17 protein-coding genes are annotated in these 15022 nt (G+C 68.0%); 11 read left to right on the top strand and 6 right to left on the bottom strand.

Annotated features, from left to right (window positions below; all coding sequences use genetic code 11):
- The 5 genes from A5712_RS06875 to A5712_RS06855 are packed head-to-tail and all read right to left on the bottom strand — an operon-like array spanning nucleotide 1 to nucleotide 4109.
- The gene (locus A5712_RS06875; RefSeq protein WP_068102842.1) at nucleotides 1-447 is read right to left on the bottom strand and encodes a hypothetical protein; all 447 of its coding nucleotides are present in this window, start codon (nucleotides 445-447) and stop codon (nucleotides 1-3) included.
- Nucleotides 444-1715, bottom strand: coding sequence for a DUF58 domain-containing protein (locus A5712_RS06870; protein WP_068102837.1), 1272 nt, complete (start codon nucleotides 1713-1715; stop codon nucleotides 444-446). The genes A5712_RS06875 and A5712_RS06870 overlap by 4 nt, the downstream gene beginning before the upstream one ends.
- A gap of 5 nt (nucleotides 1716-1720) precedes the next feature.
- On the bottom strand, nucleotides 1721-2689 hold the full coding sequence (locus tag A5712_RS06865) for a MoxR family ATPase (RefSeq protein WP_068102835.1): 969 nt from the start codon (nucleotides 2687-2689) through the stop codon (nucleotides 1721-1723).
- A complete protein-coding gene (locus A5712_RS06860; protein WP_068102833.1) occupies nucleotides 2686-3168 on the bottom strand; it encodes a hypothetical protein in 483 nt (160 codons plus the stop codon). The genes A5712_RS06865 and A5712_RS06860 overlap by 4 nt, the downstream gene beginning before the upstream one ends.
- Nucleotides 3165-4109, bottom strand: a complete 945-nt coding sequence (locus tag A5712_RS06855; RefSeq protein WP_068102831.1) for a DUF4129 domain-containing protein — start codon at nucleotides 4107-4109, stop codon at nucleotides 3165-3167. The genes A5712_RS06860 and A5712_RS06855 overlap by 4 nt, the downstream gene beginning before the upstream one ends.
- Before the next feature lie 455 nt (nucleotides 4110-4564).
- On the opposite strand from A5712_RS06855, the gene A5712_RS06850 reads away from it, so the two are divergent.
- The 10 genes from A5712_RS06850 to A5712_RS06805 are packed head-to-tail and all read left to right on the top strand — an operon-like array spanning nucleotide 4565 to nucleotide 14139.
- Nucleotides 4565-5458, top strand: coding sequence for an MlaE family ABC transporter permease (locus A5712_RS06850; RefSeq protein WP_369830365.1), 894 nt, complete (start codon nucleotides 4565-4567; stop codon nucleotides 5456-5458).
- Nucleotides 5459-5467: 9 nt separating this feature from the next.
- Nucleotides 5468-6328: an ABC transporter permease gene (locus A5712_RS06845; RefSeq protein ID WP_068102828.1), complete on the top strand. Its 861-nt coding sequence runs from the start codon at nucleotides 5468-5470 to the stop codon at nucleotides 6326-6328.
- A gap of 3 nt (nucleotides 6329-6331) precedes the next feature.
- Nucleotides 6332-7384 (top strand): MlaD family protein, encoded by a 1053-nt coding sequence (locus A5712_RS06840; protein WP_068102826.1) that lies wholly within the window; start codon nucleotides 6332-6334, stop codon nucleotides 7382-7384.
- Nucleotides 7381-8391 carry an MlaD family protein gene (locus tag A5712_RS06835; protein ID WP_068102824.1) on the top strand — a complete coding sequence of 337 codons (1011 nt, stop codon included), beginning with the start codon at nucleotides 7381-7383 and terminating at the stop codon, nucleotides 8389-8391. Before A5712_RS06840 ends, A5712_RS06835 begins: the two co-directional genes overlap by 4 nt.
- The gene (locus A5712_RS06830) at nucleotides 8391-9413 is read left to right on the top strand and encodes an MlaD family protein (protein WP_068102822.1); all 1023 of its coding nucleotides are present in this window, start codon (nucleotides 8391-8393) and stop codon (nucleotides 9411-9413) included. The genes A5712_RS06835 and A5712_RS06830 overlap by 1 nt, the downstream gene beginning before the upstream one ends.
- A 1-nt stretch (nucleotide 9414) precedes the next feature.
- Nucleotides 9415-10572 (top strand): MlaD family protein, encoded by a 1158-nt coding sequence (locus A5712_RS06825; RefSeq protein WP_068102820.1) that lies wholly within the window; start codon nucleotides 9415-9417, stop codon nucleotides 10570-10572.
- Nucleotides 10569-11630: an MlaD family protein gene (locus A5712_RS06820; RefSeq protein ID WP_068102815.1), complete on the top strand. Its 1062-nt coding sequence runs from the start codon at nucleotides 10569-10571 to the stop codon at nucleotides 11628-11630. Before A5712_RS06825 ends, A5712_RS06820 begins: the two co-directional genes overlap by 4 nt.
- Nucleotides 11627-12592, top strand: a complete 966-nt coding sequence (locus tag A5712_RS06815; protein ID WP_068102813.1) for an MlaD family protein — start codon at nucleotides 11627-11629, stop codon at nucleotides 12590-12592. The genes A5712_RS06820 and A5712_RS06815 overlap by 4 nt, the downstream gene beginning before the upstream one ends.
- Nucleotides 12593-12608: 16 nt before the next feature.
- Entirely contained in the window at nucleotides 12609-13355 is a 747-nt protein-coding gene (locus A5712_RS06810) for a hypothetical protein (RefSeq protein ID WP_068102811.1), read from the top strand.
- A gap of 10 nt (nucleotides 13356-13365) precedes the next feature.
- The gene (locus A5712_RS06805) at nucleotides 13366-14139 is read left to right on the top strand and encodes a hypothetical protein (protein WP_082973312.1); all 774 of its coding nucleotides are present in this window, start codon (nucleotides 13366-13368) and stop codon (nucleotides 14137-14139) included.
- Between the two features lie 13 nt (nucleotides 14140-14152).
- On the opposite strand, the gene A5712_RS06800 is transcribed toward A5712_RS06805, so the two are convergent.
- Entirely contained in the window at nucleotides 14153-14419 is a 267-nt protein-coding gene (locus tag A5712_RS06800) for a hypothetical protein (RefSeq protein WP_231982013.1), read from the bottom strand.
- Nucleotides 14420-14613: 194 nt separating this feature from the next.
- Between A5712_RS06800 and A5712_RS06795 the strand changes: the two genes are divergently transcribed.
- Nucleotides 14614-15022: DUF222 domain-containing protein (locus A5712_RS06795; RefSeq protein WP_156766452.1), on the top strand; the 409-nt coding region annotated here is incomplete at its 3' end.

Genomic DNA, 15022 nt, shown 5'->3' with positions numbered 1-15022 from the left:
TCAGCTCACGAACGGGCGGGTCGCCAGCACGTAGATCGCCAGCACCCCCACCGGCGCGGCCAGCGGCACCCACGGCAGCTGCAGCGGGAAGGCCGTCGCGACCAGGCCCGCGAACATAAAGCCCACGGCCGCAACGGCGGTCGGCCAGCTCCACATGACGCCGCCGGCCGCCCCGACCGCGTGCCGGCACACCAGATAGGCGACCGCGCACAGCCCGGACCAGGCGGCGAAGACGAGCGAGGGGTCCGAGGCGAGGATGGTCGCCACCGACAACAGCACGGCGACCGTCGCCGCCGGGCGGAAAACCACGGAGACAGCCACCGCGACGGCGGCCGCCACGCCCGCGACGACCGCCGGCCCGTGCGACCCGAAGGCCGCCAGCCCCACCATGAGTGAACCGAAAACCGTTGAGATGCCCAGTGTTGCGGGACGCGCGATCGAGCTCATGCCCGCAGCCGTCCCCGGACGCGATGACGGCGGTCGGGCAGGACGGCCATCGACTGATCAAGCGTGCTGTCCCCTCGCCACGCCACGATGTCGACGCCGACCGTCGCCATGTCGCGATACATGGCCGAGCGCTGCAGCGCCCACATCCGGTCGATCAGCGGATCCTGCTGGCTTTCGAAGGGCGAGCTGTCGAGGATGTCGACGGCGATCACGACGTGGCCCCGCTTGCGCAGGTCGATCAGGGCCAGCGCGAATTCCGTGTCGAGCAGCGTGGAGAACGCGATGACGATCGCACCCACGGGAACCGCGGCGCGCGGCGCCAGTGTGCCGGTGGTGTTTTCGAATCGGTCGCCGGCGCCCAGGACGGTGTCGAGCACCCGGTAGAACTGGCGCTGTCCGATGTCGGCGCCCAGCCAGCGCGGGCGGTTGCCGCCCAGGGCGACGATCCCGGCGCGATCGCCGTGCCGCAGCGCGGTCTGCACCACCTGCGCGGCGCCGCGCACGACGCGTTCGGTGGCTTCGGTTGCCGGGCCCGCGGGTTGGCGATACGTGTCGATCAGCACCACCACGTCCGCGGCGCGGTCGGTCAATCGCTGTGTCACGTGCAGCTGGCGCCGGCGCGCGCTCACCGGCCAGTTCACCGCCCGCAGCTGGTCACCGGGCACGTAGGGGCGGATGTCGGCGTACTCGACGCCCGGGCCGATGTGGCGGGTCAGGTGGGCACCCAGCCGGTCGAGCAACTCGATCTGCGGGATCGGTGTCGACTGCGGGGGCGTCAGCGGGAACACGATCACGTCGGCGGCGTCGACGGTGCCCGTCCCCGTCAGCAACCCGCCCCGCGCCAGCACCTCGACCCGGGCCCGCACGGGATAACGGCCCCAGCGCTGTGCCGTTGCCGCAACGGTTTTCGCGTGCCGGGAATCGGCGTCGAGCGCTTCGAGCTGCATGCCCGCGACGGGCGGCACCGTCAGCTCCACCGCCGCGGGCCCGGTGCCGCCGTCCGTGCCGTCGCCCCGGGTCAGCCAGACGCGCACCCGCGCCTGTTCATTTTCAAAGCATCGCTGCGAATCGGGTGCTCCGTGTACGCGGATCTTCGGCACCGCGGGTTGCCAGCTGATCGAACACAGCACACCCAGTAGCGGCGCGGCGAACGCGAGCAGCTGCCAGCGCGCGCCGATCACCGCGGCGGCCAGCGCGACCCCGGCGCAGGTTGCGATCGAGAGGGTCAATGGCGATGCGCGCCAACGGAACTCGACCTCGGTGCCCATCGGGGTCAACCGTGTCCCCCGCTCGTTCGGGGCACCGGCAAGCGTCGCAGCAATTCCCCGACCACGTCGGCCCCCTGGATCTTGCGGACCCACATCTCCGGCCGCAGGGTGATGCGATGCGCGACGGCCGCGACGGCGAGCGCCTTGACGTCCTCGGGAATCACATAGTCGCGGCCGAGCAACAACGCCCGCGCGCGGGCGAGTTGAACCAGGTCGAGTTCGGCGCGCGGGCTGGCGCCCACGGCGACCTGCGGGTGGTGCCGGGTGGCGGTGGCCAGCGACACCACGTAGTGCAGGACATCCTCGTGCACGGTCACCTGCTCGACCGATTCGCGCATCGCCAGCAGGTCGTGCCCGTCCACCACCTGGTTGACCGTCGGCTCGGCCGAGCCGCGTTCGAGGCGGCGGCGCAGCATCGAGGTCTCGTCGCGCTCGGAGAGGTATCGCAGTTCCAGCCGGATCGCGAACCGGTCCAGCTGCGCCTCGGGCAACGGATACGTGCCCTCGTACTCGATCGGGTTGTCGGTCGCCAGGACGATGAACGGCGTTGGCAGCTTGTGGGTTTCGCCGTCGATGCTCACCTGGCCTTCGGCCATCGCCTCGAGCAGGGCCGCCTGCGTCTTCGGCGGCGTGCGGTTGATCTCGTCGGCGAGCAACAGGTTGGTGAAGATGGGTCCGGACCGGAACGCGAAGTTGCCGGACTGCATGTCGTAGATCGTCGAGCCGAGCAGGTCCGCGGGCAGCAGGTCCGGGGTGAACTGCACCCGGGTGAATCGAAGCCCCAGCGCGGCGGCGAACGACCGCGCGATCAGCGTCTTGCCGAGGCCGGGCAGGTCCTCGATGAGGACGTGGCCGCGCGCCAGCACCGCGGTCAGGATGAGCGTCAGCGCCGAGCGCTTCCCCACCACCACCCGTTCGATTTCGTCGAGGACAGCCTCGCAGCGTGCGGTGGTGGTCGCGACCGGCAGCGTCATATTTGCTCCAACTTTCGCAGAATCTCCTCCAGCACCCCGCGGCCGGGCCCGGGTTCGCGGTCGCCGGTGCGCGTGACGTTGTTCGGATTGACCCATTCCCACAGTTCCGGGCCGAAAAGCATTCGGCCGCTGGCGTGATACGCGCCTGCGTCCTTGGATTGCTTATGCCCTGTGGTCATCTCGTAACGCCGGGCGAGCATGGGGCGCAGATGCCGGTCCCAATCCGCCCGGGTGGAGTCCGACCGCCGGATCGTCGTCTCGGTGGTGGAAAGCCAGCGGCGCAACGAATCCCCCAGTTCGTCGTAGTCCGGCTCGGCCGCCGGTTCGTTGCCGCGCCCCACGTAACGGCGAACGTTGAGCAACACCAGGGCCAGACCGACACCGGACGCGGCCAACAGGAAGCGGCGGCCGTGCAGCGTCAACGCCAGCAGCTCGATCCCCACCACGAGGCAAACACCCAGGGCGATAAGCCTTTTCATACGGGGCTCCGCAATTCGGCCAGGACCAGCCGCAGCACGTCGACCGCCACCTCGCGATGCCCCTCGTTCATCACGTGCGGGGAAAACCGCGCCTCTTCGAACAGGTTGACCAGCCGCTCCGCGTTCTCGGCGTGCAGCGCATGATGTTCGACGGCCCGGACCAAGACCTCGGTCGGCGTATCGAAGTCCTGCGGGGCGGCGCCGGGCACGCGGGCGAGCTCGCGTTCCATCGCGGCGTAGCAGGCGATGATCGCCTCACGGGGTTCGCGGTTGAGGTCGCCGATTTCGGCCAGGCCGACTTCGGCCGCGCGGGCCAGCGACTCCGACGGCGGCTCCGGCGCCGGCGATTCGATGCGATCGTCGGCCACGACCGGCCTGGGGACCGGCCCGGGCGCGCGCCACCGCCGCCGCGCCATGATCAGCGTCCCGGCGACGATCACCAGCATCATCGGGATCGTGCCGGCCAGCAGAACACCGAACATGTCCCCCGAACCGTTGCCTGGGCGCGGCTGGTTCGCCGAGCCGTTGGGGGGGCTCGATGTCCGTGCGGCGGGGACTTGGGCGGGGGCGGAGGGATTGGCGTGGTGCGGCACCAGGTAGCGGACCAGCAGCGTCACGATCAGCAGCCAGGCCACGATCAACAGCAGTCCGATCAGCAGCACGCGCCAGCTCGGCCTGCCCTTACCGATGCCGAGCAGGTCGGACAGGTCCGCCTGGGCGGGTGCCGGCGCCCGCGGATCCCGCAGCCGCGCGATGACCGCGATCGCCAGCAGCGCGAGCGCCCCACTCAGGGCCGCGATGACGAAAAGCAGGGCCGCCCGGCCGCCGCCCGGCTCGCTATGAGCCGCATGGCCTTGGGCCGGGAAGTACCCGCGCAGCGCGGCGGCGGCAAAGATCAACAGGACGATCAGCGCAACCACGCGCCCCGTCGGCTTGTCCATACCGGGCTTCATAACGGGCAAAGGGCACCACCCGACCGGTTGCATACGCGGTTGCGGCTCTGTCTTGGTTCATACTGGCACGTCAAGCGGCCATCCCGCCAGGAAGGACGCCGGCGCCGACGCGCGCCCCCGACCGCGGTTGCGGCTTTGTCCACAGGCCAGGACCGCCGCCGCTCACGGTGTGCAACTTCAACGGATTGTGGCGTACGTCACACTCTTGCTACCGCCGGTACAACCCGCGTACTCGGTGCGACTATTGGACGCACGTCGACCAAGCCCCCAATCTTTGATTGGCTGAGAACCCGTGGCAGCGATTAAGGAGGGACCCGCCGTTGACCGCCGTATACAACGCGACAGCGGCTGAACCACCGACTGAGACCGAAGGCGACGCAGTCGCCTGTATCGACGCCGACGCCGGCATCACGACAAACGGCCAGCCTGCCCCCAGTCAGGCGGTGGAGACGCCTGACCAACCTGACGACGGCCGAGCGGTCCCGGAGGCCGCCATCGCGGCGCCTACGGGCCGGCGGACCGTCACGGCACTGGGCAAACCCTTCCGATACGTCCTGCGTCAGCTCGATTCCTCGATGCAGACGCTGGGCCGCTTCTTCGACCTGGCCGCCCAGTCCTTCAGGTACCTGCTCATGGATTTGGTCCGGTTGCGCCACCCCTGGCGGGACACCATCAACCAGGCCTGGTTCATCATCAGCGTCACCGCGATACCCGCGTTGCTGGTGTCCATCCCGTTCGGGGTCATCGTGGCGGTGCAGGTGGGCAACTTCGTCCAGCAGGTCGGAGCCTCGTCGGTGTCGGGGGCGGCCGGCGGCCTCGGGGTGATCCGGCAGGGTGCGCCGGTCGTCGCGGCGCTGCTGCTGGGCGGCGCGGCCGGTTCGGCGGTGGCAACCGATCTCGGCGCCCGCACCATTCGCGAGGAGGTCGACGCGCTGCGCGTGATGGGCATCAACCCGGTGCAGCGGCTGGTCACCCCCCGGCTGGCCGCGATCGTCATCGTGGCGCCGGTGCTGTGCTCCTTCATCATCTTCATGGGGCTGGCGGCGGGCTACGCGATCAACGTCGGCTTTCAGTCCGGCACCCCGGGGAGCTACATCGCGTCGTTCGCGTCCTTCGCCAGCGTCAACGACGTCGTGGTGGCCGTCCTCAAGACCTGGCTGTTCGGCGTGATCGTGATCCTGGTGGCCTGCCAGCGCGGGCTGGAGACCAAGGGCGGCGCCCGGGGCGTGGCCGATGCGGTCAACGCCTCGGTGGTCATCGGCATCGTCTCCGTGTTCGTTATCAACCTGGTGATCACGCAGGGGCTGTCGATGTCCATGCCGCTGCGAGTGGGCTGACGGCCGCCGATGACAGAGCCGGCTCGATATGTACCCACGCCGCTGCGGGCCCCGCGATGGTTCGCGCGCCGCGGCGATTCGCTCGTCCAGCGCCTCGGCCATCAGGTCACCTTCGGCGCCCAGGTGCTCGGCGCGATTCCGCACACGCTGAAGCGCTACCGGCACCAGACCGGCGTCCTGCTCGTCGACATGATCTGGGGAAACGGGTCGCTGATCGTCGGCGGCGGCACCATCGGCGTGCTGGTGTTCATGGGCGCGGCGGTCGGCGGTTCGGTCGGAGTCGAAGGGTACGGGGCCCTCGACATGGTCGGGATGGGCCCGCTGACCGGCTTCGTCTCCGCGTACGCGAACACCCGCGAGATGGCGCCGATGATCGCGGGGATCGGCTTCGCGGCCCAGGCCGGGTGCCGCATGACGGCGGAGATCGGCGCCATGCGGATCTCGGAGGAGATCGACGCGCTGGAAGCCCTTGGCATTCAGTCGGTCCCGTTCGTGGTCACCACCCGGGTGATCGCGGGCATGATCACCATCGTCCCGCTGTACGTGGTGACGCTCGCGTTGAGCTACGCCTCGTGCGCAATGGTGGTCAACGTGCTGCACGGGCAGTCGTCGGGCACCTATTACCACTACTTCGACTCGTTCATCCAGCCGACCGACGTGGTGTTCTCGGTGCTCAAGGCCGCCATCTTCGTGACGCTGATCATCGCCATCCACTGCTATCAGGGCTACTACGCCAGCGGTGGTCCCGAAGGTGTCGGGCGGGCCTCGGGCCGGGCCATCCGGGCCAGCATCGTCACGGTGGTCGCCGCGGACATGGTGCTGACGCTGTTGTTCTGGGGCAACAGCCCCGGCATTCGGATTTCGGGGTAGCCCATGGCGACATTGCCGGGTGCGGATCAGGGAGCGCGGGCGCCGAGCTCGCGCTCGTTGCGGATCCGTGGACTGATCTCCGCGATAGCGCTGGCGATCGCGGGCACCGCGCTGTATCAGCTGGGCACCGGCGGCTACGCCGACACGTTCACGCTGACGGTGGTGGCCGATTCGATCGGTGAGGGCCTGACGCCGGGCGCGGAGGTCAAGTTCCGCGGCCTGACGATCGGATCGGTGAAGACGCTGCAATCGGTCGGATACAACAGGCAGAAGATCACGGTGGAACTCGAGCCGCGGCAAGCGAGGGCACTGGCTGCCGACACGACGGCGAATTTCATGTCGTCGAACACTTTTGGCCTCGCGGCGGTCGAACTGGTCAGCAGCGGCGCCGGCCCCCGGCTGCGGCCGAACCAGACGCTGTTGATCGGCGCCAACGCGCGGTCGGCCTCTATCACCGGGCTGCTGCGTCAGGGCCAAAAACTCGGCCGGATCGCGGACTCTCCCGATGTCGACCACATCATCGAGGTGGTGCGCCGGCACGCCGAGCTGACCGAGCCGGTCACCCGGTCATACTTCGATCTGGTCAAGATGCTCGTCGACTCCCAGAAAGTGCCGTTCTCGCAATCGCTTTCGGTGTTCGCCTCGGTGGTCAACGGCGCCAGCGACTCCATCCCCCTCATCGGCCTGGCCTACGACCTGCTCAACGGGATGGAGTTCCTGGCGCACCCCGACGGGGTCGACCGCATGAACGTGATCCTGGACCAGACCGCAAAGCTCCTCTTCACCAGCGACAAGATGATCGTGAAGAACTTCTCGTGGCTGGCCCCGTTCATGCGCGCGACGAGCGACGTCTTGCTGCCGCTCTCGTACATGCAGGGCAGCATGGCGCCGGTCTATGACCGGCTTTCGGGTCTGCTGGACCGCACCAGCGCGGCGTTCCCCATCATCGACGGCAAGGTCCGCATGCAGATCGAGGTCACCCTCGACACGATGCCGGGGCTGGCGGCGGCCCTGCCCTCCCAACCCCCCGCGCCGCCGCAGCGGGGTGGCCGATGAGAAGTGTCACCAAATCGGTGGTGTGGCTGACCATCTTCACCGCGGTCGCGGTGGTGTGCACGCTGATCGTGTTGACCGCCTTGCGTTCCCCGGTCACCGGGGCGGTCTCCCGCTACACCGCCGCGTTCTCCGACGTGTCGGGGCTCTACGTCGGCGACGACGTCCGCATTTCCGGTGTGCAGGTCGGCAAGGTGGAAACCATCCGGCTCGACGGGCGGATCGCCAAGGTCGATTTCACCGCGCAAAACGATCACCCGGTGTACGCCAACACCGTCGCCGCGGTGCGCTATCAAACCCTGCTCGGTCAGCGCTACGTCGAACTCGTCCAGCCGGCCAAGCCGGACCAACGGCTGCCGGCGGGCGGCACAATCGCGCTGGCGCAGACGATCCCGTCGTTCGACGTGGCCAAGCTGTTCAACGGGTTTCGGCCGATCTTCCAAACCCTCGACCCCGCCCAGTTCAACCAGTTGGGCGAGAACCTGCTGCGGCTGATCCAGGGCGACGAAAACGGCATCGGCCCGTTCCTGCATGACCTCGACGTCATTTCCAAGCTGGCCGTGGACCGGCAGGCGGTCATCGCCGGCGTGCTGCGCAACCTCAGCGCGATCTCGGCGGACCTGGGCGGCAAATCGCAACAACTTTTCCACCTCATCGCCACGCTCAACGACGTGGTGACGAAGTTCGCCTCCAAGGGCGAGGAGTTCAGTCAGGCGATGGAAGCCGGTCTGCCCGTCCTGCGGAACACCACCCATTTCCTGCAGTACTTCGAGCGCATCTTCGACGGGACGACGGTCCCGCTGTACGACCTGTTCAGCCGGATGTGGCCGCAGACCGCGACGATCATCGCGGGCCTGTCGCTGGCGCCGTCGCTGATCCAGGGCATGCGGGACTGGCTGGCCGACGAAAAGCCCGCCACGCCAACGTTTAACTGCTCGCACGGCGAAGTGACGCTGCCCGGGATCGGTCAGGTGTCGTTCGCGCAACAGAACTTGGTGGTGTGCCGGTAATGGTGTTCGGCGACAAGGGGACGGGACGGCGGCGCCCCGTGCTCGACGAGCGTGCGGCCGCCGTCCGCAATCGCCGCAACGGCATCATCGGCGTCGTCGTCATCGTTGCGGCGCTGGCCGCGACCGCGATGGCATACCTGAATCCCACCGGCCAGACCGGCTACACCGCGCACCTGCCCAACTCCGGCGGCGTGCGCGCCGGCGACCAGGTTCGGATCGCCGGCATCCCGGTCGGGAAGGTGACCGGCGTCCGGCTCGCCGGCGCCGTCGTCGAGATGAAGTTCGACATCAAGCAATCGGTGGTGGTCGGTTCGGAATCCACCCTGGACATCAAGCTGCTGACCCCGTTGGGCGGCCATTATGTGGCGCTCGACCCGAAGGGCGGTTTGCCGCTGGGCCGCAAGGTGATTCCGCCGCAACGCGTCACGCTGCCGTTCGAGGCCAACGACATCATCCAGGCGGCGACGCCCCTGATCAAGCAAGTCGACGGCCAGGTCATCCACGACACCTTCACCGAGGTGGCCAACGCCGCCAACAGGTATCCCGACGCGGTGCGCGACCTGCTCCGGTCGGCCAACGCGCTGACAGCGTCGTTGAGCAAGACGACGGCCGACTTCCATCGCGGCCTGGACTTCGTCAACAACGGCCTGCGCGCCACGGTCGCCGAGCGTAAGCAGCTCATCACGCTGTTCGAGCAGCTCGACATCCTCGGCCAGGCCTACACCTCGAGGTCGGTCGACATCATCGAATTCTTCGGCCTGTTGTCCGAATTGGCTCGCATCATGGACCGCATCACGGTGTTTTGGGGCCGGGAGGTCGCGCCGGTCGTCAACGGGCTCGACGACATCAGCGAGACGCTGGGCGCGCACCCCGAGCGCATCGGCGAGGCGCTCGAGAACCTGGGTCAGACCCTCAACATCGTGGGGCCGATGCTCAGCGGGAACGGGGTCGTCTTCGACAAACACAACCGGCTGGTGCCCGGGCAGGACCTGTGCCTACCCAACATCATGAGGAACTGTTGAGGTGGCCCGCTTTTCGGCGCTCGGCTCGCGGCTGCGGTCCCCACTGGGGATCGCAGCGGTGCTGGCCGTCGTCGCGGCGGTCGCGGCGGCGGCGGTCATCGGCGCCAGGCTCCTCGCGCCGGGCCACAGCCGGGCGATGTGCGCCGAATTCACCGACGCGGTAGGGCTGTACCCGGGCAACAAGGTGGCGCTGCTGGGTATCGAGGTCGGCTCGACGACCGCGATCGTCAACAAGGCCGACCACGTCGAGGTCGACTTCACAGTCCCCACCGACCTCGATCTGCCGGCCGACGTCGGTGCGGTCACCTACTCGCAATCGATTGTCACCGACCGCCATATCGAACTGACCAAGCCCTACACCGGGGGCCCGAAATTCACCGGCCCGGGCTGCATCAAGCTGAAGTCCACCAAAACGCCGATCAGTGTCAGCGAAACCTTCTCCGCCGTAGGCAAGCTCGCCGACACCATCATGGGTCCCCAACCCGGCCAGGACCCGTCGAAGTCGCCGGGTGTACAGGCCATCAACGACAGCCTGCGGGCGTTCAGCCGCTCGCTGGACGGCACCGGCCCCAAGCTCAACCAGACGCTCGGCAACCTGGTCACGATGCTGGCCGACCCGTACAAGGCCGACGCCGACTACCGGCAGCTGTTCGAGAACAGCGAGATCCTCACCTCCGACTTTCTCCAGAACTGGGACAGCTTCGCCTCGTTCGTCCGAATGCTGCCGACCACCACCGAGTTGATCGAGGGCCTCTCGGACAACTTCGGCGCGGCCCTGAGCCACATGTCGCACCTGCTGCCGATCCTGGTCGAGGCGCTGGACCGGTGGGGGCCGCGGCTCTATCAAAAGCTGGACAAGGCGATCACCTGGCTGCGGGACATGCTGAACCGGCACACCCCCGCCATCCTCGCGATGATCAACTCGTGGCCGCAGTTCAGCCACTGGATCAGCGACATCTACGAGCCGGCGTGGGGAACCCACAACGTCACGTATATCCCACCGCAGGTGGCGATTTCGCCGACGCAGGCCGGCGCCATCTGCGACGGGCTGCGGAAACGCAATGTCCCCGGTGCCGCGGCGGCGTGTGCGTCGGGCACCGCGTCGGATCCGGTCACCCTCGGCCTGACCGATCTCATCCTGGGGGCCGCGCTGTCATGAGCCGACGATCGATGCGCGTACTGGTGGCCCTGCTGACGATCGGCCTGACCGCGGCGTGTTCGCTGGATCCGACGCGGCTGCCGGTGCCGGGCGCCTACAGCCCCGAACATTCCTACCGGGTCAAGATCCAGTTTTCCAGCGTGCTCAACCTGCCCGCCCGCGCCAAGGTGGACTTCGGCGGGATCCAGATCGGTGTGCTCGACCACGTCCAGCTCGACGGCACCACGGCGGTCGCCTACGTCGATATCGCCGGCGACAGCAGGCTTCCCGCCAACACCCGTGCCGAACTGCGCCAGGCCACCCCGCTGGGGGACATCTACATCGCGTTGCTGCCGCCGGCGGATCGAGCCGAGGATCGATCCGGGGACCGCTCGGTGGCGCTGTTGCGCGACGGCGACACGATTCCGTTGCGCAACACCGCGCCGGCCGACAACGTCGAAGACGTGTTGCGCTCGGTGTCGAACCTGGTGGCCGGCGGCGCGATCGGCACGCTGCAAAGCACCGTGGTGAACCTCAACCACGCGTTCCCCAAGGATCCCGCCGAGCTGACGCGGGCCCAGCAGACCGTCGCCGGCGTCCTCAACGACCTGGCGGCCAACCAGGACACCATCGACGGAATCCTGTCCAGCATGGACAACATCACCACCAACGTGGCCGCCAACACCACGGTGTTCAACCGGCTCGTCACCGAAGGGCCGCCCAAGCTCCAAGGGCTGTCGGCAATCACCCTGGCCATCCTGAACGTCGTCGGGGACTCCAGGGAAATCGGCGACCTCGGCGGGCAGATCCTCAACCCGGTCGCCGGGGACATGATGCAAATGCTCTCCTACATCACGCCATTGGTGGGAACCGTGGCGACCCTCGACACCACTATTCCGGTGCTGGCCGACAAGCTGATCGCGTTCCTGCACTACAAGCTTCTCGGATTTTTCCGCAACGGCGGCCCGAAATACATTGTCTCCGAACTTCATCCACCCACCGGCCACGAGGGCGTCGATCCCGCCGACAAGGCTGATGCGGCGGTCTCGGCGATGCAGACGATGGGAATGCTGCCATGAAGTTCAATGCCGGCGTCACGCTGGCCATCCTGGCGGTGATGACGCTGCTCGGCGCGGCCTACATGTCGATCGGCGTGCTCGACATCGGCCCGACGAAACAGGTCACCCGACTCACCTTGCTGCTCAACACTTCCGGTGGTCTGATGCCCACATCGGAAGTCACGATGCGCGGCATCAAGGTCGGGCGGGTGACCGGCATCCAGACCACCGCGACCGGGCTGGCGGTCTCAATCGACCTCGACCGCGAACACCCGGTGCCAGCCGACAGCCCGATCAGCGTGGAAAACCTCTCCGCGGCCGGCGAGCAGTACATCGACTTCAAACCGAAACTCATTGCGCCGCCGTACTTCGCCGACGGCGCGGTGATCCCGCCGGACCGCGTCGCGCCGATGGTTACCGGCGCCGACTTGCTCACCAAGGTGAATGCCCTGGTCTCGGCGCTCAACCTCGACCAGGTACGCACCATCATCAGCAACGTCGCCGCCGCGTTCGCCGGCAACGACGCCACCCTCGATTCCCTTGCCACCACGGCGGGGTTGACGGCCAAGGTGATCCACGACGACAAGCAGTTGATGGCCACCCTGTTCGAGAACGTCTCGACGATGACCACCAACCTGGGTGACATCAACGCCGGCGAAGTGATCAGCGAGACGGGAAAACTGCTGCCGCGTTCGGTGCCGGCATTCCTGCGGATGGTCCACGAATTCGAAACCCTTTCGCACAGCGGAGTCGGCGTGGTGGGCCCGGACGACCCGGCGGGCATTCTCGTGGGCAAGATGAGCCAGTACATCGACATGCTGGCCGGTCCGCTGAGCACCTTCGCCACCGTGCTGGAACCCGCGCTCGCACCGCTGCACGACGTCAAGGTCGACGCCGGGCATTGGCTCGACTTCTGGGAATCGACCTTCAACGACACCGGCGGCATGCGGGTTCAACTGAACGTCCCGGCATGGCACCAATGATCAAGAAAGAACGGGCATGACCAATTCAACTGTCGACAAAGATGAAACCGTGGACGACACCGAGCCCACGGCGCCCGAAGACGGGGCAGAAGACACCGTAGAGGCCGACGCGGCCGACGAGGCCGACGAGCCGCCCCGACGATTCTCCAGGTTCCGGCCGAAGATCTCGAGGCGATGGGGGGCGGCCGTTGTCTCGGCGGCGGTGCTCGCCGGCGGGGTGTTCGGGTTCATCAAGTACCACCAGGTGACCGGCCAGCTCGCGCAGCTGCGTCAGCAGCAGGCCGACCGCGACGCCGCGGCACAGCTGGCCAAGGAGTATGCGCTGAAGTCGCTGACCTACAGCTTCGAAGACCCGGACGCCTTCTTCCGCTCGGTGGAAGACGGTGTGTCGCAACAACTTAAGGACAAATACGTCAACGCCTCCGACCTGCTGAAAAGCATCATGCTGCAGGCCCAGGTCACCTCCACCGGTGAGGTGCTGGCCACGGACCCGGTGGCCCAGCCGGGCGGGGTCTACCAGGTGGTGGTGTCGGCCCATCAGACCACCCGCAATCTGCAAAACCCGACGCCGAAGGTGTCGATCATCCTGCTGCAGGTCACGGTGAACAGGGTGGGCAATGCCTGGCAGGTCGCCGACATCGGCCCCAAGGCCGGCGCCCGCCCGCCGATCGAGCAGCAGCTCCCGGCGCCCGAGCCGCCTCCCCCGGCCGCTCCCGCTCCGGCGCCCAGTCCGGCTCCGGCCAAGCCGGCACCGAAACGGTAGGCGCGCACCCGTGCGGCGGCTGGCCCTGCTGGGCGCGATCGTGACGATGGCGACGGCGGGCACGGTGTGCCCGATCGCGTCGGCCGACACGTCGTTGCCTTCGTGCCCGCAGACGGCCGCGGTGATCGCGCCGAGCGCGGAGTCGCCACACACGGACTGCCGAATGCATTCCGGCGCGCTGGATTTCGCGGTCACCTACTGGACCGTGCCCGAGCTGCCCGGGCCCCGCGCGGTCAAGGTCGTCGTGACCGACGGGTCGGGCGAGGTGGTCCAGACGATCGACGAGCTGTTGGAGCCGTCCAGCCCGGGCGGCGTCGGGTTGGAGGACATCGACGGCGACGGGCGCGACGAGCTGATCATCCCGATCGCGCGACACCCGTTCAACGGCAGCCCGAATACCCGATTCACGGTGTGGCGGGCGCCGGGCGACCGGCTGCATTTCGAACGCACCCAGATGGTCGCGCAGGCCGCGTATCCCAGCGGTGACGGCTACCTGGTCACCAACGCGGGGGCGCTGGACAGCCGAGACCTGACCTTCTATCTGCCCACGGGAGCCGGCTACACGCTGGTCGTCGTGTTGACCATCGAGGCCGAGCAGGTCGACCCCGACACGCACCGGGTCCTGACCGTCATCTGCCGCGCCCACCAGGAAGACGGCCTCCATGCGGTCGACATGAGCCTGCGCCAGGCGGAGGAATCTTTCTGCGCGTCGCCGGCCGCCATGGCCATCTGGCCGGGCGCCGAGCGCCTTGACATCCGGCGCTGGCGCCGCGGGCAGCAATAACGCTCCGGCGTATTCAAGGGGCGCACGCCGCGCGGGACGCGACCAGTTGCTGTCGCGCCTGGACGAGATCGCCGGCGAGTAGTTCCGGGCTCGCCGGTCGATAGGGGTCGCTGGTGTCGATCTGCGCAGCCAGCATGTCCGATCGAAGCCGCAGGTCGACCGCAGCCGGACCGCGCAAGCCGTTCAGTGGTGACAGGGCGTTTCTGATCTGGCCCGCCACGTAGGGCGGTGTCCCGGAAGGGCTTACGAGGTCGAGGACGTTCTCGAGCCGGTCGGCCACCGGTAGGACAATGCTGCATTCCCAGTCACCGGCGGCCGACGCCGGCGGGCACATCGTGACCGCGGCGACCACGAGCGGTACGGGCAGAATTCGTGTTAAAGGTCCGAGCATTGGCCCTAGCTTTATCCACAGTCTCGGTTTTATCCACAGATTGGTGTTCGGCCGGCCTGGTTCGCACATTTGTTCGATAGGTTGTGGGTGTGGGATTCATCGGCGCCGAGGCGGCATGCGAGCGGATCAGCGCCGCTTTGGACGCGATCGACGCCGCCCACGATGTGCTGCGGGGCACCTCGTCGGATCTGGTGGGCAACGACTTTCGCGTCGCGGTGGCCGAGCGGCTCGAGACCCAGCAGCGGACCAACCGGGGGTTGATGTATCGGGTGTTCGCCGAGATCGCCGAACCGCCCGACGGCGCCGAGTCCAGCCCGGGGCTGCGGGGCCGGGTGTGCGCGCGGCTGCGCATCACCGGCGGGGAGCTGACGCGCCGGTTCAAACTGGCCGCGCGGATTCGGCCGCGGCGCTCGCCGACCGGACCACCGGTGCCGCCCGAACTGGAGGTGCTGGCGGGAGCGGTCGAAGCGGGCGCGCTCGGGGAGGACCACA

Origin of the sequence: Mycobacterium sp. E2327 (assembly GCF_001672675.1) — a bacterium.
GTDB lineage: Bacteria > Actinomycetota > Actinomycetes > Mycobacteriales > Mycobacteriaceae > Mycobacterium.
Note: the sequence above shows the minus strand (reverse complement) of the source record. Positions and strands in the feature narration are given on the sequence as shown.

Bases quoted from the DNA above. Each gene is read 5' to 3' on its own strand.
- A5712_RS06875 (WP_068102842.1), bottom strand. From the start codon at position 447: ATGAGCTCGATCGCGCGTCCCGCAACACTGGGCATCTCAACGGTTTTC.
- A5712_RS06870 (WP_068102837.1), bottom strand. From the start codon at position 1,715: ATGGGCACCGAGGTCGAGTTCCGTTGGCGCGCATCGCCATTGACCCTC.
- A5712_RS06865 (WP_068102835.1), bottom strand. From the start codon at position 2,689: ATGACGCTGCCGGTCGCGACCACCACCGCACGCTGCGAGGCTGTCCTC.
- A5712_RS06860 (WP_068102833.1), bottom strand. From the start codon at position 3,168: ATGAAAAGGCTTATCGCCCTGGGTGTTTGCCTCGTGGTGGGGATCGAG.
- A5712_RS06855 (WP_068102831.1), bottom strand. From the start codon at position 4,109: ATGGACAAGCCGACGGGGCGCGTGGTTGCGCTGATCGTCCTGTTGATC.
- A5712_RS06845 (WP_068102828.1), top strand. From the start codon at position 5,468: ATGACAGAGCCGGCTCGATATGTACCCACGCCGCTGCGGGCCCCGCGA.
- A5712_RS06840 (WP_068102826.1), top strand. From the start codon at position 6,332: ATGGCGACATTGCCGGGTGCGGATCAGGGAGCGCGGGCGCCGAGCTCG.
- A5712_RS06835 (WP_068102824.1), top strand. From the start codon at position 7,381: ATGAGAAGTGTCACCAAATCGGTGGTGTGGCTGACCATCTTCACCGCG.
- A5712_RS06830 (WP_068102822.1), top strand. From the start codon at position 8,391: ATGGTGTTCGGCGACAAGGGGACGGGACGGCGGCGCCCCGTGCTCGAC.
- A5712_RS06820 (WP_068102815.1), top strand. From the start codon at position 10,569: ATGAGCCGACGATCGATGCGCGTACTGGTGGCCCTGCTGACGATCGGC.
- A5712_RS06815 (WP_068102813.1), top strand. From the start codon at position 11,627: ATGAAGTTCAATGCCGGCGTCACGCTGGCCATCCTGGCGGTGATGACG.
- A5712_RS06810 (WP_068102811.1), top strand. From the start codon at position 12,609: ATGACCAATTCAACTGTCGACAAAGATGAAACCGTGGACGACACCGAG.